Raw genomic sequence first — 21,960 nt, forward strand, 5'->3', positions numbered from 1 at the left:
TTGCCCGCAAATTGTGATCTGTAAAGGTAGGATGTTCCCGATTACGACGGGGAATGCCGCAGCAAGGAACTTTCAGATGGCATGGACGACGCCGCGCGGAAGAGCGTCCAGGGCTCGCCTGCGCCCGCTCTGGCCGGATGGCGCGCGGGCGGGCTTAGGCACGGCCCCGCCGCGGCCCCGTCAGGCGGCGGTCTCACCGGCCTCCTCCAGGTAGGGTTTCCCCGTCGTTCGTCGAGACGCACCATTTCGATCCGACGGCGCGCCGCCCTCCGAGGAGCGCCTCCCCTTCTTGTCCTCGCCCGCGGCCCCGTGCCCGAGCGCCTGCGACGCCTCGAAGACCACCTCCGGCGACGGATCCGACAGCGCCCGCACGAGCGCGGGTACCGCGAGCCACCGCTCCTCCGCCTTCGCGAGGCTCCGCGCCGCGAGCGCGCGCGCCTCCGCGGAAGGATCACTCACCACGACCTCCGCGAGCGCCGCCGTCGCCTCGGGCCCAGGCCGATCGGAGAGCTCCAGAATGGCCCGCACCCGATCTTCGAGCCGCGCCGCGCGCCGCGCCGCAATGGCGAACCGCGAGAGCGTCACCATCCTGCGGCCGCTCTCGGCCGGGCGCACCGGGCCCACCTTCGCCTCGAACGCCCGCGCCACGGCCTCGCCCTCCCCCTCGCAGACCGCCCGCGCCTCGGCGGCGGAGGCCGGATCCAGGACGAACGCCCGCGCCTCGGCGACCCACGTCTCCACGCCCGTGAGCGCGCGCGCCACGATCCACGCCGCCGGCGCCACGCCCTCGGGTTTGTCCCTCCCGAGCATTGCGACCGCCTGCTCGCCGCCGATCCGCCCGAGCGCGAGCGCCGCGCTCTCCCGCGCCTCCACGGCCGCGTCGTCGAGCGCCCGCCCGAGCGTCGCCGCGTGCCGGGACGAACCAATCTCCCCGAGGATCCGGAACACCCCCGCGCGCACCGCGCCCGCCTCGTGGCGCGCCGCCGCGACGATCGCCTCGGACAAACCCGCGCGCCCCACCGCGACGAGCGCCGCGCGCGCCGCCGCGCGCCCCTCGCCCGTCGCGTCGCCGAGCGCCGCGGCCCAGGCCGAGACCATTCCGATCCGATCCATCGCGAGCGCCGCGCTCCGCCGCACGTCGGCGCATGGATCGAAGAGCGCGCGCTCGATCGCCGATCGATCCTTCGGCGATAGCGCCGCGAGCGCGTCCACCGCGCGCGATCGCACCTCCGGATCGGGGTCGCCGAGCGTGGCCACGAGCGTCCCCACGACCTCCTCGTCACCGACGCGCGCGAGCGCCGCCGCGGCCCGCGCGCGCACGGCGCTCGCCGGATCCCCGAGGACGGCGGTCACGAGCGGCCGCGTCGCCCGCGGGTCGCCAATGAAACCGAGCGCCTCCGCGGCCGCCGTCCGCGCGGATGCATTGCCGTCGCCGAGCTGCGCCACGAGCGGCAGCGTCGCCCCCGGATCCCCGATCTTCCCGAGCACCCGCGCGGCCCACGTCCGCGCCTGCGCGCGCTCGTCGTCGAGCATCCCCACGAGGGGCCGCACCGCGTCCGATCCGAAAGAAATGAGCGCCTCGGCCACGACCTTCGCGCCCCCCTCGCCCTGCGACGCGAGCGCCGCGCAGAGGTGCGGCAAGACGGCGATGTCCGGAATCGATCCAATGGCCTCGGCCGCCGCCAGCCGCACCGTCGTGTCCTCGTGCGGATCGGCGAGCGCCGACGCGAGCGCGGGGCTCGCCGAGGCGGATCCGAGCTTGCCGAGCATCCGCGCCGCGTGGGCCCGCTCGTTCCACGATTTCGATTCGCGCAGCGTGCGCTCCCAGGCCGCGCGCAGCCCGAGCTCCTCGCATACCATCGCGCACCGCGCCTCCTCGTCGAGCGCCTGCTCCAGCGCCGCCAGGATCGTGCCCCGATCGAAGCCTTGCGCGAGCGATCGCGCCACGCGCGCGGCCGGCTCCGCGCGCAGCCTCGAAAGGACTTTTCGCGCGTCCGCGAGCCTCTCGACCACGCGCCGCTCGCGCCGTCGCCGGAGCGCCTCGCGCCCGATCACCGAGATTCCGGGCACGAGCGCGAGGACCGCGATCCCGAGCCCCACGTACAGGACCAAGACAAGGACGCTCACCGTCTCCCCCGATCCCCTTCGAATGCCGGCGTCAGGCCCGTTGCGGGGCGGGGGCCGCGGGAGCAAACCCTTTGCGCCCGAACTTGTCCCAGCCCTTCTTCCCCTTCAAGAAATCGTAGAGCCCGCGGAGCTGCCAGAACACGAGGTACTGGCGATACCCGAGGTTCGACAAGACCCCCACGAGCACGAGCACCACCGCGTCCCAGGCCCGCGGATACGGCACGAGCGACGCGGCTCCGTGGAGCCCCCGCCCGGGCCGCGCCGAGAACGTGCAGAGCACGACCGACAGCGTCGACAGGCAGAAATTCATCGCCATCGCGAGCCCCAGGAACGCGAGCAATGCCTTGCCGGAGAGCGCGCCGAAGATCGCGGTCAGGACGAGCAGCAGGTATCCGACGCACTCGATCGGCGGCGCGAGCGCCTCGAAGACGAGCTGATACGGCATCGCGAAGAGGCCGATCTGCCGGAACTGCGGCCGGAACAGCATCGCCCGGTGATAACTCATGACCTCCCAGAGCCCCCGGTACCACCTTGCTCGTTGCTTTCCCAGATCCCGATAATTCTCGGGCGCCTCCGTCCACGTGACCGCGAAGGGCAAACAGACGATCCGCCCCGGCCTGCCCTTGTCGAGCAGATACCGGTGGAGCCGCACCACGATCTCCATGTCCTCGCAGACCGTGTGGGCCCCTTCCGTGCAGTATTCGATGCAGATCCTGGAGCGAACGTGGCGCGTGAGAAAGCCGCCGACCTCGAAAAGCACGTCGCGCCGGATCAGCGCGAAAACGCCGGAGAGAATGAGCACGGCGTTGTCCTCGGACAGGGCCGTCCGCCCCTTCGCGAAGGACCGCATGTATTCCACGATTTGCAGCTTTCCGATGAGGCTCGTCGGCAGCGCGAGCTCCTTCACCTCGCCCTCGCGGATGATCGATCCATTCGAGAGCCCGACCTGCACGCCCACGGCAACCGTATCGTCCGGCGACTCCATCACCTTGCGCACGGCGAGCAGGAGCGCGTCCGGGACGAGCAGGCTATCGGCGTCCATGCTGGTCACGAACTCGCCGGCGGCGACGCTCGTGCTCGCATTCAGGGCGTCCGCCTTGCCGCCGTTCTCCTTGTCGATCAGCACCATTCGCTTGACGTTCTCGGGCAGGCCCGTCCTGCACTCCCACATTCCGCGCACCTCGGCCGTATCGAGCCCGCTCGCCCGCTCGAGCACCGCCGGGACGAACGGGAACGACGAAAGCAGGACCTCGACCGTCCGGTCCTTCGATCCGTCGTTGCAGATGACGATCTCGTACGCCGGATATCGCAGGCGGAGCTGCGACTTCAGGCTCTCCACAATCGTGACCTCCTCGTTGTAGGCGGGCACGAGCAGCGAGACGACGGGCAAGAATGCGTCGCGCTCGGAGAGCGCCGCGGGCCGGACGAGCTCGGCCGTGAGCTCGCGCCGAATGCGACGATGACTCACCAGGACGAACCGCAGGTTGAGCAGGAAAAACACGGTTACGTACCCGACGATCACGAGATCGAGGATACGCACGAGCCAGACGAGCGCGCCCAATGTCACCCCTCCCCTTCGGCGCCTGGGGGCTCGCTCGAACGAGCCGAGCTTTGCCTCCCAAACCCCCGCACTTCCAGAACCCAGGACAGGACGCACCGCGCTTCCCGGTCCCCCGAGTCTCCGGGGTGGTCACGAAAACACCATTCTACCGTGTTCCTCGTAACGCGGTATACATGGACGCGTATTCGAATGCGAACGGACATGGCGTTTCGGGAAGACAGGGACGGACGAACGTGCTATCGCCGAGGCGCGCGCGATTCACCGAGGACAAACCACCGCCCATGCGCAAGACCAGGACGAAGAACGAGATCCCCGCCGCCCGCGAGCCCGATTTCATCGTCGTGAAAGGCGCCCGCGAGCACAACCTCTGCATCGAGCACCTCGAGGTCCCCAAGCGCAAGCTCGTGGTGTTCACCGGGCCGAGCGGCTCGGGCAAGTCGAGCCTCGCGTTCGACACGCTCTATGCCGAGGGCCAGCGCCGCTACGTCGAGACGCTCTCGGCCTACGCCCGTCAATTCCTCGGCCAGCTCGATCGCCCCTCGGTCGAGCACGTCTCCGGCCTCTCGCCCACGATCGCCATCGAGCAAAAGAGCGCCTCCTCGAATCCGCGCTCCACCGTCGGAACGATCACCGAGATCTACGATTACCTGCGCGTGCTCTACGCCCGCGCCGGCGAGCAGCGCTGCACCACGTGCGGCAAGGCCGTGGCCTCGCAGAGCGTCGACGAGATCGTCGAGACGCTGCTCGAGCTGCCCGAGGGCACCCGCGCCACCCTGCTCGCGCCGCTCGTCGTGCACCGAAAAGGCGAGCACAAGGAGATCTTCGAGGATCTCGCGACGCGCGGCTTCAACCGGGTGATCGTCGACGGCAAAATGGAGAAGCTCGATCCGCTCCCCCGCCTCGACAAGAAGCTCTGGCACGACATCTCGCTCGTCGCCGATCGAATCACGGTGCGCGCCGAGGACCGGCCGCGCATCGCCGAGAGCATCGAGCTCGCGCTGCGCGAGGGCAAAGGCGAGATGCTCGTCGAGGTCGAGGGAGAAAAACCCCGACCCTTCAGCCAGGCGCGCATGTGCTGCGGCAAAAGTTATCCCGAGCTCAGCCCGCAGAGCTTCTCGTTCAATAGCCCGCTCGGCATGTGCCCGAAATGCAGCGGCCTCGGCACGCGCCTCGAAGCGGACCCGGACCTCATCGTGCCGAACCCTGCGCTCTCGCTGCGGGAAGGCGCAATCGCGCCCTGGGCCTCGGCGATGTCGCGTGGCGAGGGCTGGACGTTCCGCATCGCGGACGCCGTGGCCAAGGCGACGGGCGTGGATCTCGACGCGCCGTTCGGAAAGCTGCCCGCGAAGAAGCGCGAGCTCATCCTGTACGGGCTCGAAGGCAAGAAGATCGCGGTGCAATGGGGCAAGGAGGGCTCGGAGAGCCACGGGACCTTCGGGATGAAGTTCGAGGGCGTGATCCCGAACCTCGAGCGGCGCTTCCGTGACACCACGAGCGACATGGCGCGGGATCTCTACCGGAAGTTTTTCCGGGAAATGCCCTGCGACGCCTGCGAAGGAAAGCGCCTCCGCCCGGAGACGCTCGCCGTCATCGTGGCCGCGAAGAACATCGCCGACATCACGTCGATGACGGTGGGCGCCGCGATCGATTTCGTGGACAAACTCACCCTGTCCGGCGGAAAGGCCCGGATCACGGAGGGCGTGAAGCGCGAGATCGAGGCGCGGCTCGGGTTCTTGATGAACGTGGGGCTCGATTACCTGACGCTCGATCGCTCGGCGACGACGCTCTCCGGCGGCGAGGCGCAGCGCATCCGGCTCGCCAGCCAGCTCGGCAGCGAGCTGTCGGGCGTGATGTACGTGCTCGACGAGCCGAGCATCGGCCTGCACCAACGCGACAACGAAAGGCTGATCGCGACGCTGCGGCGCCTCCGCGACCTCGGCAATACGGTGGTCGTGGTCGAGCACGACGAGGAGACGATCCGCGCGGCCGATCACGTCGTGGATTTCGGCCCGGGCGCCGGCCACGAGGGCGGGCGCGTGCTCTTCGCCGGCACGCCGGAGGCGCTCGAAGAAACGAAAGGCAACGTGACGGGCGATTACCTCGCCGGCCGCCGCCGCATCGAGATCCCCGACGAGCGCCGCAAGCCGAGCGGCTGGATCAAGGTCAAGGGCGCGCGCGAGCACAACCTGAAGAACGTGGACGCGCGGATCCCGCTCGGCGTCTTTTCAGCCGTGACGGGCGTCTCCGGCGCGGGCAAGAGCTCGCTCGTCAATGGCATTCTCCTGCCGGCGCTGAGCCGCGCGCTGCACGACGCGACGGGGCCCGTGGGCGCGCACGATTCGATCGAGGGGCTCGACGCGCTCGACAAGGTGATCGCGATCGATCAACAGCCCATCGGCCGGACGCCGCGCTCGAACCCGGGCACGTACACGAAGGCGTTCGACCACATCCGCGAGGTCTTCGCGCTCCTGCCCGAGGCGCGGGCGCGCGGCTGGGATTCGGGGCGATTCAGCTTCAACGTGAAGGGCGGGCGCTGCGAGAGCTGCCACGGCGACGGCGTCGTGAAGGTCGAGATGCATTTCCTCGCCGACGTCTACGTGCCCTGCGAGGTCTGCGGCGGAAAACGCTACAACGCGCAGACGCTCTCGGTGCGCTTCAAAGGGAAGAACATCAACGAGGTGCTCGAATCGAGCGTGGAGGAATGCCTCGGGATGTTCGAGCACCACGTGGCGCTGAAGCGGATCCTGACGACGCTCGTGGACGTGGGCCTCGGCTACATGAAGATCGGCCAGCGCGCGACGACGCTCTCGGGCGGCGAGGCGCAAAGGGTCAAGCTCAGCCGCGAGCTCGGAAAAACCCAGACCGGACGCACGCTCTACGTGCTCGACGAACCCACGACGGGCCTGCATTTCGAGGACATCCGGCGCCTGCTCGTCGTGCTCTCCCGGCTCGTCGAAGCGGGGAACACCGTCGTGGTGATCGAGCACAACCTCGACGTCGTCAAATTCGCCGACTGGGTGCTCGATCTCGGCCCCGAAGGCGGCGCGCGCGGCGGGCGCGTCATTGCGGAGGGCGCGCCGGAAGCGGTGGCGCGCGTGCCGGAGTCCCACACCGGGCGGTTCTTGGCGGATATCTTCGGCCGCGAGCAGGTCAAGGCGAAAGCGCGGAACGGCAAGTCCACGCGGGCGCACGTCTGATCGTCAGGACGATTTTTTCAATTTCCGCTGGAGCGTCCGGCGATCGATCCCCAGAAGCTTCGCCGCCACCGCAATCACCCCACCCGAATCTTTGAGCGCGGCGTTGATCGCGTCGCGCTCGAGCTCGTCGAGCTTGTACGTCGTCCGGCTCGACGGCGGCGCCCCCGAAAACGGCGCGCGCGGGCGCTCGAAGAGGGTCGTCCCCTCGCGCAACAAACGATCGGCGTCGATCGGCTTCGTCAAAAGCGTGTCCGCGCCCTCGCGCACCGCCGCCACGGCGAGCGGGATGTCTCCGAATCCCGTGAGCATCACGATCGCCGCCTCCGGGCAAAGCCTTCGCAATCGCGGCAGCGCCGTGAGGCCGTCGACGCGCGGCATGCGGTAATCGACGACCACGAGATCCACCGGCGCGTCCTCCAGCGAGACGAGCCCCTCCTCCACCGTCGCCGCCGTCCGCGCCTGCACCCCGCGCCGCCGCAACGCGCCCTGGAGCGTCGTGCGAAATGCGTCGTCGTCGTCGATGAGCAGCGCCGTCTCGATTTTGCGAGGCATCCTCATACCTCCGAGTCACGCGACGCCACACGGCGCGCGAGCCGGATCGTCACCCTTGCCCCGCCCTCGGACCCATTGTCCACGCTGAGCGTGCCGTTCATCCGATCGAGCAGCACCGAGCTCACATAAAGCCCAAGCCCCATCCCGCCCTCGCGCTCCTTCGTCGTCTGAAACGGCTCGCCGAGCCGCGCGAGGATCTCCGGCGCAAACCCCGGCCCGCTGTCGTCGACCACGATCTCGGCGTGATCGCCGCCGTCCCGCACCGCAATCGCGATCCGCGGATTCGGCGTCCGCACCATCGCCTCGGTCGCGTTCGTCAAGACGTTCACCAGCACCTGCAAGAGGCCCGCAGGCATGACCGTCACGTGCACCGGCTCGGGGGCGTCGATCGAGATCTCGCCACGATATGCGAGCCGCTTGAGCTCGCGCCCCGCCATCTCCATGACCAGCGTTCCGAGCTCGACCTCCTCGCGCCGCTGATCCGGCCGGATGTACCCACGCACGAGGCCGATGATGTCGCTCGCCCGCTGCGCCTCGCCTGCGATCGTACGCGCGAGCTCGGCGGCGTCGGGCGAGGCGTCCTTCGTGAGCTCCGAGAGCTCGCGCCCCGCGAGCAGGATCGTGGCGAGCGGCGTCGAGAGCTCATGCGACATGCCGCCGACCACACGGCCCAGCATCGCGAGTTTGTCGTTCCGAAGCGCGCGTTGCCGGAGCTCGTCGAGCCTCCGCGCATACACGGACAAGAACACGCCGAGGAAACCCGCCACGGATGCGAGCGAGACGAACGCGCCGAGATGATGGACGCGCTCCTTGCCGAGCGGCGCCGAGGCGAGCGGCAGCGGATCGGCGAACGAGACGAGCGCGCCGACGGCCACGGTCAGACCCGCGATCGCGAGGACGGCGCGCCCGCCGCTGAGGAGCCCCGCCAGGGCGATCTGAAACACGAGGAACGCGGCAAACGGGTTTCCCGTGCCTCCCGTGACCCAGAGCACGGCGCCGAGGGCGAGCACGTCGAACGCGATCTGCGCCGCGACGATGCGCTGCTCATGCCGCAGGATGCGGCCGAGCACGAGCGCGAACGACCCGTTCAGGATCACGAGCAAGCCGAGGATCAGGAAGACCGGCACGACCGCGAGCTCCGGGACGAACCATTTTCCGGTCGCCGTCGTCGCGCCCATGCCGAGGATCGCGAGCCAGCGGAGCTGGATCAGCCACCGCGCCGCGGTCCCCTCGGGGATCGGATCCGCGCTGGAAAGGACGGCCCGGACGGACGATTGTCCCCCGGAGGGCGCACCACCCGCCGCACGCGCCGTCGCAGGCTCGACGACGGCGATGGGGGGAACGGAGACACGGGCCGACATTGGTCGCCAGACTATGGCGAGTCCGAACCCGGTGTCGAGCAGTTCGCGGTGGAGGGGAGGATGGCAGAAGCCGGGGGCTGAGCTCGCCTGGAGCGTCGAGCCCCCGAGAGGGGGAAGGAAAAACTCAGTGCTTGGCGGGGACCGCGGCCGGCGCGGCCGAACCGGCGGCCGGAGCGGCCGATCCACCGGCAGCGGGCGCGATCTCCTTGGGGATCGCGATGTCGCCGGTGCGCTGGGCCTTGAACGGGTCCTTCAGATCGACCGGGTTCTTCGCCTCGATCGCCTCGGCTTCGCCGCGGAACTCCGTGTCGCTCATCGTGATGCCGATGAAGACCGCGAGGAAGAGGAGCGCGGAGACGAAGATGATCCCGTGGAACTTATGGTCCCACTTGAGGTGCATGAAGATGAGCGCGACGACCGACGCCTTGATCGTGGCGATCAAGAGGGCGACGATCAGGTTGCCCGTGTGGCCGATGTTCACGTAGCTCGCCGCCACGGTGACGACCGTGAGGAAGAGCAGCGTGGCGAACGTGCCGATGTAGACCTTGAACGGCAGCACGTGCGGAACGTGATCGCCGTTCGTGCTTCCGTGTCCGTGCTCGTGGTCGTGCTCTGCGTGCGAAGTGCTCATGGTGCGCTCTGCTCCGGGGATCAGCCGACCAGGTAAAGGAGCGGGAAGAGGAAGATCCAGACGAGGTCGACGAGGTGCCAGTAAAGGCCCACGTTCTCGACGGGCGCGTAGTAACGGCTGGAGAACTCGCTCTTCTGGTTCCGGAGGAGGATCCAGAGGATGAGGCCCATGCCGATGACCACGTGAACGCCGTGGATCCCGGTCATCATGAAGTAGATGGCGAAGAAGATGCCCGGGTGACCCGAGGCGAAGTCCGCCGCCGTGAAGTTACCGCCGGGCAGGAGCCCGTCGTGGATCTTGTGGCTGTACTCGAAGTACTTGACCACGAGGAACATCGCCGCGCACGCGAGGGTGATCGCGAGCAGGAGCGTCGTCTTCTTGGTCTCGTTCTTCTGCGCGGAGCGGACCGCGAGCGCCATCGTGAAGCTCGAGGTGATCAGCACGATGGTGTTGATGCCGCCCATCACGCGGTCGAGGTGGTGGTGCGCCTCGACGAACGACGGGAAGTACTTGCTACGGAAGATGGCGAAGGCGCAGAACAAGCCGCCGAACAGCAGGATCTCCGTCACCAAGAAGAGCCACACGCCCATTCGACCTGCGTCGAACTGGGTGTCTGCCTTGTCGAAGTGGTGGGCGACGTGGAACTGGGGGGAGAGCTTGCTCTCCCCAGCGCCGCCCAAAGCCTCGGCTTTCGCGCTCATCAAGCAGTCTCCTCAGCGGGACGCTCGTACGCGTCCAGCGTCACGATGGGGGCCTTCTCGAAGTTCTCCGTGATCGGCGGCGACTGCGTCTGCCACTCGAGCGTCGTGCTGTCCCACGGGTTCGCCGGCGCGGGCGCGCCGCTCTTGAGCGAGCGCGCGAGGCAGATGAACGTGATGAGGAAGCCCGTGCCCAGGACCCACGAGCCGTACGTCGAGAACGCGTGCAGCGGCTGGAACTGGTCGAGGTAGTTGTAGTAGCGGCGCGGCATGCCACGCGTGCCGAGGATGAACTGGGTGAAGAACGTCCAGTTGAAGCCGATGAACGTGAGGGCGAAGCCCACGCGCGCCAGCTTCTCGTCGTACATCTTGCCCGTCATCTTGGGCCACCAGTGGTGGAGGCCGCCGAAGAACGCGATCGCCGTGCTGCCCATCATCACGTAGTGGAAGTGGGCGACGACGAAGTACGTGTCGTGCAGGTGCAGGTCGACGCTCAGCGTGCCGAGGAAGAGGCCCGTCAGGCCGCCGATCCCGAAGAGGAAGAGGAACGCGATGCCGTAGAGCATCGGAACCGTGAACTTGATCGACCCGCCCCAGAGCGTGCCGAGCCAGTTGAACATCTTCACCCCGCTCGGGATGGCCACGAAGAACGTGAGGAAGGAGAAGATCGCCGAGGAGAGCTCGCTCTGCCCCGAGACGAACATGTGGTGGCCCCACACGAGGAACGACACGAGGGCGATGGCCACGCTGGAGAACGCGATCGCCTTGTACCCGAAGACCCGGCGCTTCGAGTGCGTCGTGAGGATCTCCGTCGCCACGCCCATGCCCGGCAGGATCATGATGTAGACGGCCGGGTGGCTGTAGAACCAGAAGAAGTGCTGGAAGAGGACGGGGTCACCGCCGAGCGTCGGATCGAAGATCCCGATGTGGAACGCGCGCTCGAAGATGAGCAGGAGCAGCGTGATGCCGAGGACCGGCGTCGCGAGCACCTGGATGATGCTGGTCGCGTAGAGCGACCAGAGGAAGAGCGGCATGCGGTACCAGCTCATCCCCGGGGCCCGGAGCTTGTGCAGCGTCACGATGAAGTTGAGCCCCGTCAGGATGCTCGAGAACCCCATCACGAACACGCCGAACGTCGCCGAGATGACCGACGTCGTCGACACGCCGGAGGCGTAGGGCACGTAGAAGGTCCAGCCCGTATCCACGCCACCCGTCACGATCGCCGCGAGCATGAAGACCGCGCCGATCCAGAACAGGTACAAGCTCAACAAGTTGAGCTTGGGGAAGGCCACGTCCTTCGCGCCGATCATCAGCGGCAGGAAGAAGTTGCCGAGCGACGCCGGGATCGACGGGATGATGAAGAGGAACACCATCGCTGCGCCGTGCAGCGTGAACGCCTGGTTGTACTGCGTGGCGTCCATGATGGTCTTCTTCGCCGTCAGGAGCTCGAGACGGACCAGAAGGGCGAAGATGCCGCCGAGGCCGAAGCCGACGAGCACCGTCACCAGGTACATGATGCCGATGCGCTTGTGGTCGACCGTCGTCAGCCAGGACCAGACGCCAGCAGTTTGGTTCAGGTAGTTTTTGCCTTGAACCTCGGGCGAGTGCCCGAGTTCGTCGACCGTAGCCGTGTTTGCCATGATCGAGCCTCCGATTCCTACTGGACCGTCTTCAGGTACGCGATGATCGCGTCGATGTCCGTTTCTTTGAGCAGGCCCTTGTAGGTCGGCATGACTGCCGGATACCCCTGGACCACCTTCTTGTTCGGCTCGAGCAAGCTCTCGCGGATGTAGTTCTCGTCGACCTTGATCGACGATCCGTCCGCGATCTGCTCCGTCCGGCCGAAGACGCCCTTGAACGTGGGGCCCTGGATGCGGGACCCATCGAGCGAATGGCACGTGTTGCAGCTACGCGTCGCGTAGAGCTTCTTGCCGAGCTCCGCGGGCGGGAGCGGCTTCTCGCCGGGCTTGAGGCCCGTCTCCTGCCACTGGTCGTACTCGGGTTTATCGAGCACCAGGACCTTGGCCATCATGTCCGAGTGGCCGACGCCGCAATACTCCGTGCAGAACAGGATGGTATCGCGGTTCTCCGTGGCCTCGAACCAGACCGTCGTGTACGTGCCCGGGACGACGTCCTGCTTCACGCGGAACTCGGGCACGAAGAAGCTGTGGAGGACGTCCTTGGAGCTCATGATGAGCTTCACGGGCTGACCCTTGGGCACCACGAGCTCGTTCACGCTCACGTTCCCGTTCGGGTACGTGAACGTCCACATGTACATCTCCGCCGTCGTGCGGATCTCGAGCGCATTGCCCGGCGCGACCATCGCCTTCATCCAGCCCTTGAGGCCCACGAAGAAGAGGGCGATCACGAGGATCGACGGGATGATGGTCCAGGAAATCTCGAGCGTCGTGCTGTGGGTGACGTCGCTGAGCTTGTCCTTCGGGCCGCGTCGCTTGTACTTGTACATGAAGTACGCGAGCGCACCCATCAGGAGCACGAACATCACGACATCCAGCCAGTAGACGATGTAGTACGCAGTATCGATTTCCTCTGCGATCGTCGAAGACTGTTTCGGCATCCAGAACGAGCCGAGTTCGATCGGATCCAACCTCATGCCAGAGCTCCATCCGCCGACTTCGACGCGCGACGACGCTCACGCCGCCAGAACCCGAAGAGCATGCCTCCGAGGCCCAGCACGGTGAACGCGCCGCCCGCCTTCATCAGACGCCTCGTCGCGAGGACGTACTTGTTTTCTGCGGGATCGTAATGAAAGCAGAACAGGAGCACGCGACCCCACGCGGACGCGAGCTTGCCCTGCGACGCCTCGAGCAACGATAGCTCGAGGTCCTTCGCGCTGTAATTGAGCCCGTACAGCGTCCGCGAGAGCTTGCCATCGGGCGTGAACACGAAGACACCCGCCGCGTGGGCGTACTGCTGCGTCGCCTCTTCCCAGCGGTACCGGAAGCCCACCGCGTCGGCCACCCGACGCGCCTGGGCCTCCTCTCCCACGAGGAAATCCCATCCCCGATCCGCCACGGGCCGGCCATACACGCCGACGTACGAGTCGCGCTTCTTGCGGGCCGTCTCGGGGGTATCGCGCGGATCGATGCTGACGACGACGACGCGGTACTCCTTGCCCGCCGTCCAGACGAGGCCCTTCATGCCCTGCAGCAGGCCGTTCACGACCAGCGAGCAGAGCATCGGGCACTCGTAATACGCGAGCACCAGGATCACCGGGTGCTCGCCGTCGAGGTAGTTGCCCAGCGTGACGTCGCGCCCCTGCTGATCGCGGAGCTTCGCGTCCGCCGGAAGGACGGCGCCGGGTCGCTCCTCGATGTCCACGCCCTCGAGCTCCTTCGGCAGCGCCGGATCCCCCGCGAACGCCGATGAAACAGGCGCAAGCGTGACCACGGCCGCCGTGAGCGCGGCAGCGACGAACATAAGGAAGCGGCCCGGACGAACCATCACTTCTTGGGCTCCTTGGGCTTGTCCTCGGGCTTCTTGTCCGTGGATTCGCCCTTCTTGTCGCCCTTCTCCTCGAGCTTGGCGCCGTCCTTCTTCTCCTCGCCCTTGTCCTCGCCCTTCTTCTCCTCGGGCTTGTCCTGCTGGGGCGCGGGGGCCGGCTCCTCCTTCAGAGGCGGGGCCATGGGCGGCTGCCGATACGCCGCGATCGTCAATTCGACCGCGCGATCCGTCGGGATCCGCACGACGCCGTCCTTCTTGCTCACCCACTGGTAGTGCGTGAGCTTCTGCTGCTCGGACGTGCGAAGAGCCCGGAGGTCGCTCGCTTGCAACGAGAGGACCTTGTCGTGGAGCTCGCGATCCACGTAGTAGTTGAAGATCTCGCGCACCGCGACGCAGAGGACCACCACGACCACGCAGGTGATGACCGTGATGAGCGCGATGAGGCCGTTGCGCGGCCTGTCGTCCTCGACCGGGTCATGCCCGCCGTGCCCGTGACCACCCTCGTGCGCGTCGCCGTGAGCGTCGTGCTCCTCGTCGTGCGCGCTGGCCTCGGCGCCGTCCTCGCGCTCCTCGGAGGTGGACTCATCGTCGCCCGAGGTCACCTTCGAGGTCTCCTCGGTAGCGGCCTCCGCGCGGCCCTGGTTCTTCTTCTTCTTCTTGCTCATGGATTGTCCACCTTCACGGTCTCGGCGAGCCGAGGATCACGGAGCGGGTAGAGCGGTCCCTGCGCAGCTTTCCGCGCGACCAGGAACGCCGCGATGCCGAGCGGTCCGAGCAAGCCGCAGATGTCCACCACGCTGAAGTGGAAGTGGTGGTCGAACGTCGGCATGACGAGCCAGTAGAGGTCGACGTAGTGCATGACCAGCATGATCACGGCGCCGACCGAGAGCCCCAGCGCATTCCGCTTCGCGTGCCGCGAGAGCAGGAGCAAGAAGGGGATCAGGAAGTGGCCGAAGAAGATCGCGAGGCTCACCTTCGCCCAGCCCGCGTCGTCCCAGCGGTGGTGGTACCACACCGTCTCCTCGGGGATGTCGGCGTACCAGATCAGCAGGAACTGCGAGAAGCCGATGTACGCGAAGAAGACGATGAACCCGAAGAGCAGCTTGCCGATGTCGTGCCGGTGCTCGATCGTGCTGACCTTCTTGAAGTAGCCGCGCTGCTGGAGCTGCACCGTGATCAGCGCGAGCACCGAGAGCGAGCTCGTCGCACAGCCCGCGAACACGTACACGCCGAAGATGGTCGAGTACCAGTGCGGGTCGAGGCTCATCACCCAGTCGAACGCCGCGAACGTCGTCGTCAGGGCGAAGAGGATCATCGCCGGCGCGCTCGCCGCCTGCATCTTCTCGGTGAGCTTGGCGTCCCCGCTCTCGTCCTGCGCGCTGCTCTTGCGCGTGAAGTAGAGCCCGAGGGCCACCCACACGATGACGTAGAACGCCGACCGGCCGTAGAAGAACGAGGGGTTCAGGTACCCCGCCTTCTTCTGGAGGAGCGGATCCGTCGCCGCCTGCGGCCCCATCCAGTGGTGGTAGAGGTCGTGCGCCCAGACGAAGATCGGAATCGAGAGGACCGCGACCGCAGGCAGAAGGCTCGCGAGCCACTCCATCTGCCGCCGCGCCGCCACCGACCAGCCCGCGCGCGCGAGGTGCTGCACCAGCACGAAGAACAGACCGCCGAGGGCGATCGTCGCGACGAACAGGAAGCCGATCAGATACGAAGCCGCGAATCGCTTCGCGTCCATCGCATACCCGGCGCCCGCCGCCAGCACACCCACGACCGCGAGCCCCATGCCCGCCTTCGTGAGCGTGTCGCCCACGTCTTTCGGGAGCTTCCGGGCGTCTTCGGCCTTCGCCTTGCCGCCCGTGGCCCGACCTGCGGTCATCGCCGCCGCCTGGCTCATTGCGCGTCTCCTTCCGGCTCGATCGCGCTGCGCTTGTCGGCAGGCACGTCGTCGACCGAGGCATGCTGGCTCTTGCCGAGCACCCTCACCCACGTGACGATGGCCCACCGGTCGGCCACCGGGATCTGCTTGCGATACGACGGCATGTTGCGGACGCCGTGCGTGATGGTGTCGAAGACCTGCCCGTCCGGCATGGCGCGGACACGATCCGACGAGAGCTCGACCGGCGGGGGGAACCCGCGCTGCACCACCATCCCGCGGCCGCTGCCCGTCATGTCGTGGCAGGGCGCGCAGTAGATGTTGAAGCGCTCCTGGCCACGACGAACGAGCTTCTCGTCCACCTCGGTCGGGACGCGGGCGATGAACTCGCCCTTCGCGTCCTTGCCGCGGTAATACGCGTCGTCCTCGTCCAGGTGGCCAACCGGCACCGTCCCGTCGACGATCGGCCGCATCGCGCGGCCGTCCTCGAAGAACGGGCTCGCCTCACCCCACTGGTACTTGGGCTGCCAGTCCATGTCTCCGAAGACATGGACCGGCGGTTCCTCGCCTTTGCCGCCGCGGCAGCCCGCGAGGGCCAGCGCGAACAGCAGGAATGCGGCGGGCCTCATTCCGTGACCTCCACGATCTCGCGCGCGCCGAGCTCCTCGAGGAGCTTCCTCGTCTTCGACGCGTCGTATTTGGGGTCCTTCGCCTCGACGGTGACGAAGAACGCGTCGTCCGTCGCCCGCGGGAAGGACGGGTGCTTCATCGACGGGTGGTAGAACATCGGCAGGCGGTTCATGCCCCACAAGCCGAAGAACGCACCGAACGCCGAGAAGAGCACGGTGAGCTCGAACATGATCGGGATGTACGCCTGGTACGAGAACGACGGCTTGCCGCTGATGACGAGCGGGTAGTCGACGGAGACGAACCACGTCAGCGCGATCGCGCTGGCAAGGCCCGTCGCGCCGGCCATCAGCACGATCCAGGGCATCTTCGACGGGGGCAGCCCCATCGCCTTCTCCAGGCCGTGCACGGGGAACGGCGTCTGCGCGTCGAAGTCCTTGTACCCCGCGTTCTTCAGCTTCTCACAGGCGTGCATCAGCTCGCCGGGCGTGAGGAAGTAGCCCATGAGGCCGAACGGCTTGGCCGCCTCTTCCTCGAGCTCTTCGTGACGATGAGCCTTATCCACGGGACTCCTCCTCGTCCTTCTCCGCGTCGTCCGACGCCTCCTCGCCCTCGTCGCCCTCGTCCTCCTCGGCCTTCGCGCTCGCCTCCTCGTGGTGGTCGTCGTGCGCGTCGTGGCCGTGGTCGTCGCCGTGACCCGCGTGCGGATCCGCCTGCGGCATCACGCCCTTGACCTCGCTGATGGCCACCGCCGGCATGAACCGGAGGAAGAGGAGGAACAGCGTGAAGAACAGACCGAACGACCCGAGGAACGTCGAGATGTCGAAGAGGCTCGGCCGGAAGTACGTCCAGCTCGAGGGGATGTAGTCGCGGTGGAGGCTCGTCACGATGATGACGAAGCGCTCGAACCACATACCGATGTTCACGAAGATCGAGATCACGAACATCGCCGGGATGCTGGTCCGGATGCGCTTGAACCAGAAGAGCTGCGGCGAGAAGACGTTGCAGCTCCACATGGTCCAGTACGCCCACTTGTACGGACCGAACGCGCGGTTGATGAACGCGAAGCGCTCGTACTCGTTGCCGCCGTACCAGGCGATGAAGTACTCGATCGCGTAGGCGTAACCGACCATCGTCCCCGTGAGGAGGATGATCTTGTTCATGTTCTCGAGGTGCTTGATGGTGATCAGGCCCTCGAGACCGTACGCCTTGCGCGCGAGCACCATCAGCGACACGACCATCGCGAAGCCGCTGAAGATGGCGCCGGCGACGAAGTACGGCGGGAAGATCGTCGTGTGCCAGCCCGGCATGATCGAGACGGCGAAGTCGAACGAAACGATCGTGTGCACCGAGAGAACGAGCGGCGTCGAGAGACCGGCCAGGATGAGGTAGGTCTTCTCGTAGTTCAGCCAGTTCCGGTGCGAGCCGCGCCAGCCGAGCGAAAAGATGCCGAGCACGATCGAGCGGACCTTCGTCTTCGCGCGATCACGCAGCGTCGCGAGGTCCGGCACGAGGCCGACGTACCAGAACAGGATCGAGACCGTCGCGTACGTCGAGATCGCGAACACGTCCCAGAGCAGCGGGCTCTTGAAGTTCGGCCACATGCTCATCTGGTTCGGTATCGGGAAGAGCCAATACGCGAACCACACGCGACCGACGTGGAACACCGGGTAGATCGCCGCCGACATGACGGCGAAGATCGTCATCGCCTCCGCCGCGCGGTTGATGCTGGTGCGCCACTTCTGCCGGAACAGGAAGAGGATGGCGCTGATCAGCGTGCCGGCGTGGCCGATACCGATCCAGAAGACGAAGCCGGTGATGTCCCAGGCCCAGAAGACCGTGTTGTTCAGACCCCAGATACCGAGGCCTTCCGCGACGAGCTTACCGAGCGAGCCGAGCAGGATGAGCAGGACGCTCAACGCGAGGCCCAAGAGAACCAGCCACGACGGGGTCGTCTTTTTCTCGACGATCCCCGCGACCGTCTCGGTCACCGCGTTGAAATCGCGGTGGCCGAGGACGAGTGGAGCACGCTTGCCGGGCGTGTCTTCTTGCAGGGCGGCGGTGGTCATGCCCCCTCCAGCTCAGGGTTGGGGTTCTTGATCTTGGCGAGGTACGACGTGCGCGGGCGGATGTTGAGCTCCTCGAGGAGCTTGTATCCGCGCGGCCCGGCGGCGCGCTTGGCCACCTCGCTCTGCTTGTCGTTGAGATCGCCGAAGTGGATGGCCTGCGCCGGGCAAGCTGCCTGGCACGCCGTCACGACCTCGCCGTCGTGGAGACGATCGCGCCCTTCCGCCTTCGCGGAGATCTTCGCGCGATTGATGCGCTGCACGCAGTACGTGCACTTCTCCATGACGCCTCGGCTTCGCACCGTGACGTCGGGGTTCATCTGCATCTTGTGCTGCTCGATCGTGTCCTTCGTGTAGTCGTGGTAGTTGAACCGACGCACCTTGAAGGGGCAGTTGTTCGCGCAGTACTTGGTGCCGATGCACCGGTTGTACGTCATCTCGTTCAGCCCCTCGGGGCTGTGCGTCGTCGCCGCGACCGGGCAGACCTCTTCGCACGGCGCGTTTTCGCAGTGCACGCACATCATCGGCTGCGAGACGCTGGTCGGGTTCTCGAGGTCGCCCTCGAAGTACCGATCCATGCGCATCCAGTGCATCTCGCGCGACCTCTGCACGCCCTCGGCGCCGACGATCGGGATGTTGTTCTCCGCCTGGCAGGCGATGCTGCAAGCGTTGCAGCCGACGCACGCCGCGAGGTCGATCGTCATGCCCCAGGCGTGACCCTTGTCGTACTTCCGCTCCTCGAAGAGGCTCAGGTACTTCTTCGGCGGCGGGACGACCTGCGGGTTCTCCTGGTACTTGGCGAACGACGCCTCGAGCACGAGCGGCCGGCCTTCCGTGAGGAAGTGCTCCTGCGTCCGCGAGAGCTTCGTCGAGCCGCCCGCCTTCGTGATCGACGCGCCGTCGGCGATGTGGAAGGCCGCGCTCGCGCGCAGCGCCCCCGTATCGACGCCGATGTTCTTGCCGACCCGACCCACGACGCTCCGGCCTTGGCCGACGGTGACGAGGATCGTCCCGTCCGCGAGGCCCGGCGCCACGAGCGCGGGCAACGTCACCGTCGTCCCGTTCGCGCCCACCGTGACCAGATCCCCGTCGACCACGCCGAGCCCCTTCGCCGTCTTGGGCGAGAGGGACGCGACGTTGCCCCAGGTGAGCTTTGCCATCGGATCCGGCATCTCCTGGAGCCAGCCGTTGTTCGCGTAGCGGCCGTCCCACGTGTGCGGATCCGGGTCGAAGACGATCTCGAGGTCGCCCTTCGGCGCCACGGCCTTCTGCGCCTTGATCGCCGCGCCGACCTTCGCCGCGTCGAGATCCGCCGTCTCGGCCGGGAACGCGCTGTCCTTCCAGACGCCGTCGTGCAGCGCGCGCCGGAAGTCACGCTCGAAGTCGACGACGAGCGACTGCGCGCCGAGCCAGCTCGCACGAACGAGGTCGTAGCCCTTGCGCGTGCCGCCGAGGAAGATCTCGAGGATCTCCGCGTCCGTCTTGCCGCCGTACATCGGCGCGATGAGCGGCTGGATGATCGAGCCCGTGCCGTCTTCGGACCGGACGTCGCTCCAGCTCTCCAGCGTGTGCGCGCGGTTCAGGTGCCACGTCGCGGCCGCGCCCGTCTCGTCGACGTGCGTGCCCACGTGGATCAGCGTCTTCGCCTTGGCGATGGCGCCGCGCACGTCCGCCGGCGCGTTGAAGACGGGGTTGCCGCCGAGCACGAGGAGCGTGTCGACCGTGCCCGCCTGGAGGTCCTTCGCGAGCGCCGCGATCTCCGCCGGGCCGCCCTTCACCTCGTCGAGCGGCTTGACCAGCTTCACGGTCTTGCCGACCGCGCCGATCGCGCGGTGCACCGCGTGAACGAGCGCGTGCACGGCCGCGGGCTGCTTGCGACCCACGACGATCGCGACCGCGCCGTTGCGCTTGGCGATGTCGCCCGCGATCGCCTTCACGAGCTTCGCGGCCTGCGGATCGAGCGCAGGCGCGCCGCCGAGCGCGGACGTGATGTCCGCCGGCAGCTCCACCTTCGCGGCCGTGGCGATCTCCTGCGCGAGCGCGTAGGCGAGCGCCGGGATCTTGTGGCTCGAAAGGCGCAGCCGATGATCCGCGCTCGTCCCCGTGACCGAGAAGGTGCTCTCGATCGCGTAGAACCGGTTCATCGGTTTGTCCTTGCGGTCCGGGTCTCGCCGCGCCGCGAAGGCGCGCACGTTCTTCACGACGCTGCCTTCGTTCAGCAGGAAATCCCCATCGAGCGAGACGACGACGTCGGCCTCGCCGATGTCGTAGACGGGCACGAGCGCCTTGCCGAAGGCGATGCGCGCGCCCTCCTCCTGGACGTCACGGCCGAACGCGTCGTAACGCACGACGCGCGCGTCGGGCATCAGCTTGAGGAGCGCGTCGAGCTGCGCCGCAAGCGTGGGCGAGCGATGATCCTCGACGAGGACCGCGAGGCCCTTGCCGTTCTTCTTCTTCGCATCGTCGCCGAGCTTGCGCAGGAACGAGCTCGCGTCGTCCCACGTCCGCGCCTGGCCCTTCTCTTGCGGGCTCTGGCTGCGGTCGGGGTCGTAGAGGTCGAGCACCGTCGCCTGCACGAACGAGTTCGTCGCGCCGAGGCTCTCGGGGTGCCGCGGGTTGCCCTCGATCTTCGTCGGCCGGCCCTCGTGCGTCTCGACGACGAGGCCGATCGCGGTGCCGAGGATCGGCATCGCGGTCGAGAAGAAGAGGGGCTTGCCGGGGATCACTTCCTCGGGCGCGCGCGTGTAGGGGACGATGACCTCTTCGGGCCTGCGGCACGCCGCGAGTCCGCCGAGGGCCATCGAAGCGCCCATGATCGTGAGGAAGTCCCGGCGGCTCGTCCCTTGCGGAGGCTCTGCGGCGCCCTCCGGGAACTCGCGCTTGAGGTCCTCTGCGAACGACGGCGACTTCTCGAGCTCGTCGACGCTCCGCCAGTAGTTCTTTCCGGACGTATCCGGCTCGATGGGATACGGAGCTCGCTTCATCGGTGGCACCCCGAGCAATGAACGGGAGGCGAGACCTTGCGCTGCGAGGGCGGGGCCGCGAGGTTCGCGACGCTCGCCGGCACGGTCTCGTCGACCATCTTGGTGATGTCCTTCGGATCTCGGAGGTTCGGCTCCGGGTTCCGATGGCAGTCGAGGCACCAGCCCATGGAGAGGGGCTGCGCTTGACTCACCTTGATCATCTGGTCGACGCGGCCGTGGCAGCTCTGACAAGCCACTCCTGCGGTCGCGTGGGCCTGGTGGTTGAAGTACGCGTAGTCGGCCAGGTTGTGGACGCGCACCCAGGGGATGGGGTTCCCCGTGGCGAAGCTCTCCCTCACGGGAAGGAGCTTTTGACTATCCGTCTTCACCTTCGAGTGGCAGTTCATGCACGTCTCGGTGGGAGGGACGGACGCTTGGGCGCTCTTGTCGACGGCCGTGTGACAGTAACGGCAGTCGATGCCGAGATCGCCGGCATGCAGCTTGTGGCTGTAATCCACGGGTTGCGTGGGCGTGTAGCCGACTTCGACGTGCTTGTTGGTACCGTAGTACCAAAGGCCGCCGGCAGCCGCGGTGCCAAGCGGAGCAAGTACGAAGGCGGCCACCATCGGCAGCACCCGGTTGGACCACTTTGGGAATAGGTATCTCGCCATGTGGACGCTCGATCATCGGGAATTCCCGACGACGCGGGCGGGTTTTGCCGTCCCCAGCCGACGAGGGCAAGATGGCAAAGCGCCGCACGGCTGCGGCAACTTGCCGCGCCCCCTCCCTTACGGTCCGACGAACGGTTCGTCAGGCCACAACTAGGGGCATTTCGG

Annotated in this window: 17 protein-coding genes; 1 reads left to right on the plus strand and 16 read right to left on the minus strand. The window is 67.2% G+C overall.

The genetic code is table 11. The annotated features are described in order from the left end of the window. Positions 1-180 precede the first annotated feature (180 nt). Together QHF85_RS15960 and QHF85_RS15965 are read right to left on the minus strand one after the other, a co-directional pair. Positions 181-2,127, minus strand: coding sequence for a HEAT repeat domain-containing protein (locus QHF85_RS15960; RefSeq protein ID WP_281328040.1), 1,947 nt, complete (start codon positions 2,125-2,127; stop codon positions 181-183). 31 nt (positions 2,128-2,158) lie between these two features. Next, entirely contained in the window at positions 2,159-3,688 is a 1,530-nt protein-coding gene (locus QHF85_RS15965) for a glycosyltransferase (protein ID WP_281328041.1), read from the minus strand. 281 nt (positions 3,689-3,969) lie between these two features. Between QHF85_RS15965 and uvrA the strand changes: the two genes are divergently transcribed. After that, positions 3,970-6,885 (plus strand): excinuclease ABC subunit UvrA, encoded by a 2,916-nt coding sequence (gene uvrA / locus QHF85_RS15970; RefSeq protein ID WP_281328042.1) that lies wholly within the window; start codon positions 3,970-3,972, stop codon positions 6,883-6,885. A gap of 3 nt (positions 6,886-6,888) precedes the next feature. Here the strand turns inward: uvrA and QHF85_RS15975 are convergent, their stop codons facing one another. From QHF85_RS15975 to QHF85_RS16040, 14 genes are all read right to left on the minus strand, one after another. After that, a complete protein-coding gene (locus tag QHF85_RS15975) occupies positions 6,889-7,437 on the minus strand; it encodes a DNA-binding response regulator (RefSeq protein WP_281328043.1) in 549 nt (182 codons plus the stop codon). Positions 7,438-7,439: 2 nt separating this feature from the next. Further along, complete coding sequence (locus tag QHF85_RS15980) at positions 7,440-8,798, minus strand: ATP-binding protein (protein ID WP_281328044.1); 1,359 nt, start codon at positions 8,796-8,798, stop codon at positions 7,440-7,442. Positions 8,799-8,922: 124 nt separating this feature from the next. Continuing rightward, positions 8,923-9,429, minus strand: a complete 507-nt coding sequence (locus tag QHF85_RS15985; protein ID WP_281328045.1) for a cytochrome C oxidase subunit IV family protein — start codon at positions 9,427-9,429, stop codon at positions 8,923-8,925. A gap of 20 nt (positions 9,430-9,449) precedes the next feature. Then, the gene (locus QHF85_RS15990) at positions 9,450-10,130 is read right to left on the minus strand and encodes a cytochrome c oxidase subunit 3 family protein (protein WP_281328046.1); all 681 of its coding nucleotides are present in this window, start codon (positions 10,128-10,130) and stop codon (positions 9,450-9,452) included. Next, entirely contained in the window at positions 10,130-11,767 is a 1,638-nt protein-coding gene (gene ctaD, locus QHF85_RS15995; protein WP_281328047.1) for a cytochrome c oxidase subunit I, read from the minus strand. The genes QHF85_RS15990 and ctaD overlap by 1 nt, the downstream gene beginning before the upstream one ends. A gap of 17 nt (positions 11,768-11,784) precedes the next feature. Beyond that, positions 11,785-12,735: a cytochrome c oxidase subunit II gene (coxB, locus tag QHF85_RS16000; RefSeq protein WP_281328048.1), complete on the minus strand. Its 951-nt coding sequence runs from the start codon at positions 12,733-12,735 to the stop codon at positions 11,785-11,787. Positions 12,736-12,737: 2 nt separating this feature from the next. Then, entirely contained in the window at positions 12,738-13,592 is an 855-nt protein-coding gene (locus QHF85_RS16005) for an SCO family protein (RefSeq protein ID WP_281328120.1), read from the minus strand. Further along, positions 13,592-14,257, minus strand: a complete 666-nt coding sequence (locus tag QHF85_RS16010) for a hypothetical protein (RefSeq protein WP_281328049.1) — start codon at positions 14,255-14,257, stop codon at positions 13,592-13,594. The genes QHF85_RS16005 and QHF85_RS16010 overlap by 1 nt, the downstream gene beginning before the upstream one ends. After that, a complete protein-coding gene (locus QHF85_RS16015) occupies positions 14,254-15,489 on the minus strand; it encodes a hypothetical protein (RefSeq protein ID WP_281328050.1) in 1,236 nt (411 codons plus the stop codon). The genes QHF85_RS16010 and QHF85_RS16015 overlap by 4 nt, the downstream gene beginning before the upstream one ends. Beyond that, positions 15,486-16,097, minus strand: a complete 612-nt coding sequence (locus QHF85_RS16020) for a cytochrome c (protein WP_281328051.1) — start codon at positions 16,095-16,097, stop codon at positions 15,486-15,488. Before QHF85_RS16020 ends, QHF85_RS16015 begins: the two co-directional genes overlap by 4 nt. Then, a complete protein-coding gene (locus QHF85_RS16025; protein WP_281328052.1) occupies positions 16,094-16,660 on the minus strand; it encodes a DUF3341 domain-containing protein in 567 nt (188 codons plus the stop codon). Before QHF85_RS16025 ends, QHF85_RS16020 begins: the two co-directional genes overlap by 4 nt. Continuing rightward, positions 16,653-18,164 carry an NrfD/PsrC family molybdoenzyme membrane anchor subunit gene (gene nrfD, locus QHF85_RS16030; RefSeq protein WP_281328053.1) on the minus strand — a complete coding sequence of 504 codons (1,512 nt, stop codon included), beginning with the start codon at positions 18,162-18,164 and terminating at the stop codon, positions 16,653-16,655. Before nrfD ends, QHF85_RS16025 begins: the two co-directional genes overlap by 8 nt. Continuing rightward, positions 18,161-21,145: a TAT-variant-translocated molybdopterin oxidoreductase gene (locus tag QHF85_RS16035; protein ID WP_281328054.1), complete on the minus strand. Its 2,985-nt coding sequence runs from the start codon at positions 21,143-21,145 to the stop codon at positions 18,161-18,163. Before QHF85_RS16035 ends, nrfD begins: the two co-directional genes overlap by 4 nt. Further along, the gene (locus QHF85_RS16040) at positions 21,142-21,795 is read right to left on the minus strand and encodes a cytochrome c3 family protein (protein WP_136932717.1); all 654 of its coding nucleotides are present in this window, start codon (positions 21,793-21,795) and stop codon (positions 21,142-21,144) included. Before QHF85_RS16040 ends, QHF85_RS16035 begins: the two co-directional genes overlap by 4 nt. Positions 21,796-21,960: the final 165 nt, after the last annotated feature.

The organism is Polyangium sp. 6x1 (assembly GCF_029946515.1).
Lineage (GTDB): Bacteria > Myxococcota_A > Polyangia > Polyangiales > Polyangiaceae > Polyangium.

Bases quoted from the DNA above. Each gene is read 5' to 3' on its own strand.
- QHF85_RS16035 (WP_281328054.1), bottom strand. From the start codon at position 21,145: ATGAAGCGAGCTCCGTATCCCATCGAGCCGGATACGTCCGGAAAGAAC.
- QHF85_RS15985 (WP_281328045.1), bottom strand. From the start codon at position 9,429: ATGAGCACTTCGCACGCAGAGCACGACCACGAGCACGGACACGGAAGC.
- QHF85_RS16005 (WP_281328120.1), bottom strand. From the start codon at position 13,592: ATGGTTCGTCCGGGCCGCTTCCTTATGTTCGTCGCTGCCGCGCTCACG.
- uvrA (WP_281328042.1), top strand. From the start codon at position 3,970: ATGCGCAAGACCAGGACGAAGAACGAGATCCCCGCCGCCCGCGAGCCC.
- QHF85_RS16015 (WP_281328050.1), bottom strand. From the start codon at position 15,489: ATGAGCCAGGCGGCGGCGATGACCGCAGGTCGGGCCACGGGCGGCAAG.
- QHF85_RS16020 (WP_281328051.1), bottom strand. From the start codon at position 16,097: ATGAGGCCCGCCGCATTCCTGCTGTTCGCGCTGGCCCTCGCGGGCTGC.
- QHF85_RS15980 (WP_281328044.1), bottom strand. From the start codon at position 8,798: ATGTCGGCCCGTGTCTCCGTTCCCCCCATCGCCGTCGTCGAGCCTGCG.
- QHF85_RS15975 (WP_281328043.1), bottom strand. From the start codon at position 7,437: ATGCCTCGCAAAATCGAGACGGCGCTGCTCATCGACGACGACGACGCA.
- QHF85_RS15990 (WP_281328046.1), bottom strand. From the start codon at position 10,130: ATGAGCGCGAAAGCCGAGGCTTTGGGCGGCGCTGGGGAGAGCAAGCTC.
- nrfD (WP_281328053.1), bottom strand. From the start codon at position 18,164: ATGACCACCGCCGCCCTGCAAGAAGACACGCCCGGCAAGCGTGCTCCA.
- ctaD (WP_281328047.1), bottom strand. From the start codon at position 11,767: ATGGCAAACACGGCTACGGTCGACGAACTCGGGCACTCGCCCGAGGTT.
- QHF85_RS16010 (WP_281328049.1), bottom strand. From the start codon at position 14,257: ATGAGCAAGAAGAAGAAGAAGAACCAGGGCCGCGCGGAGGCCGCTACC.
- QHF85_RS16040 (WP_136932717.1), bottom strand. From the start codon at position 21,795: ATGGCGAGATACCTATTCCCAAAGTGGTCCAACCGGGTGCTGCCGATG.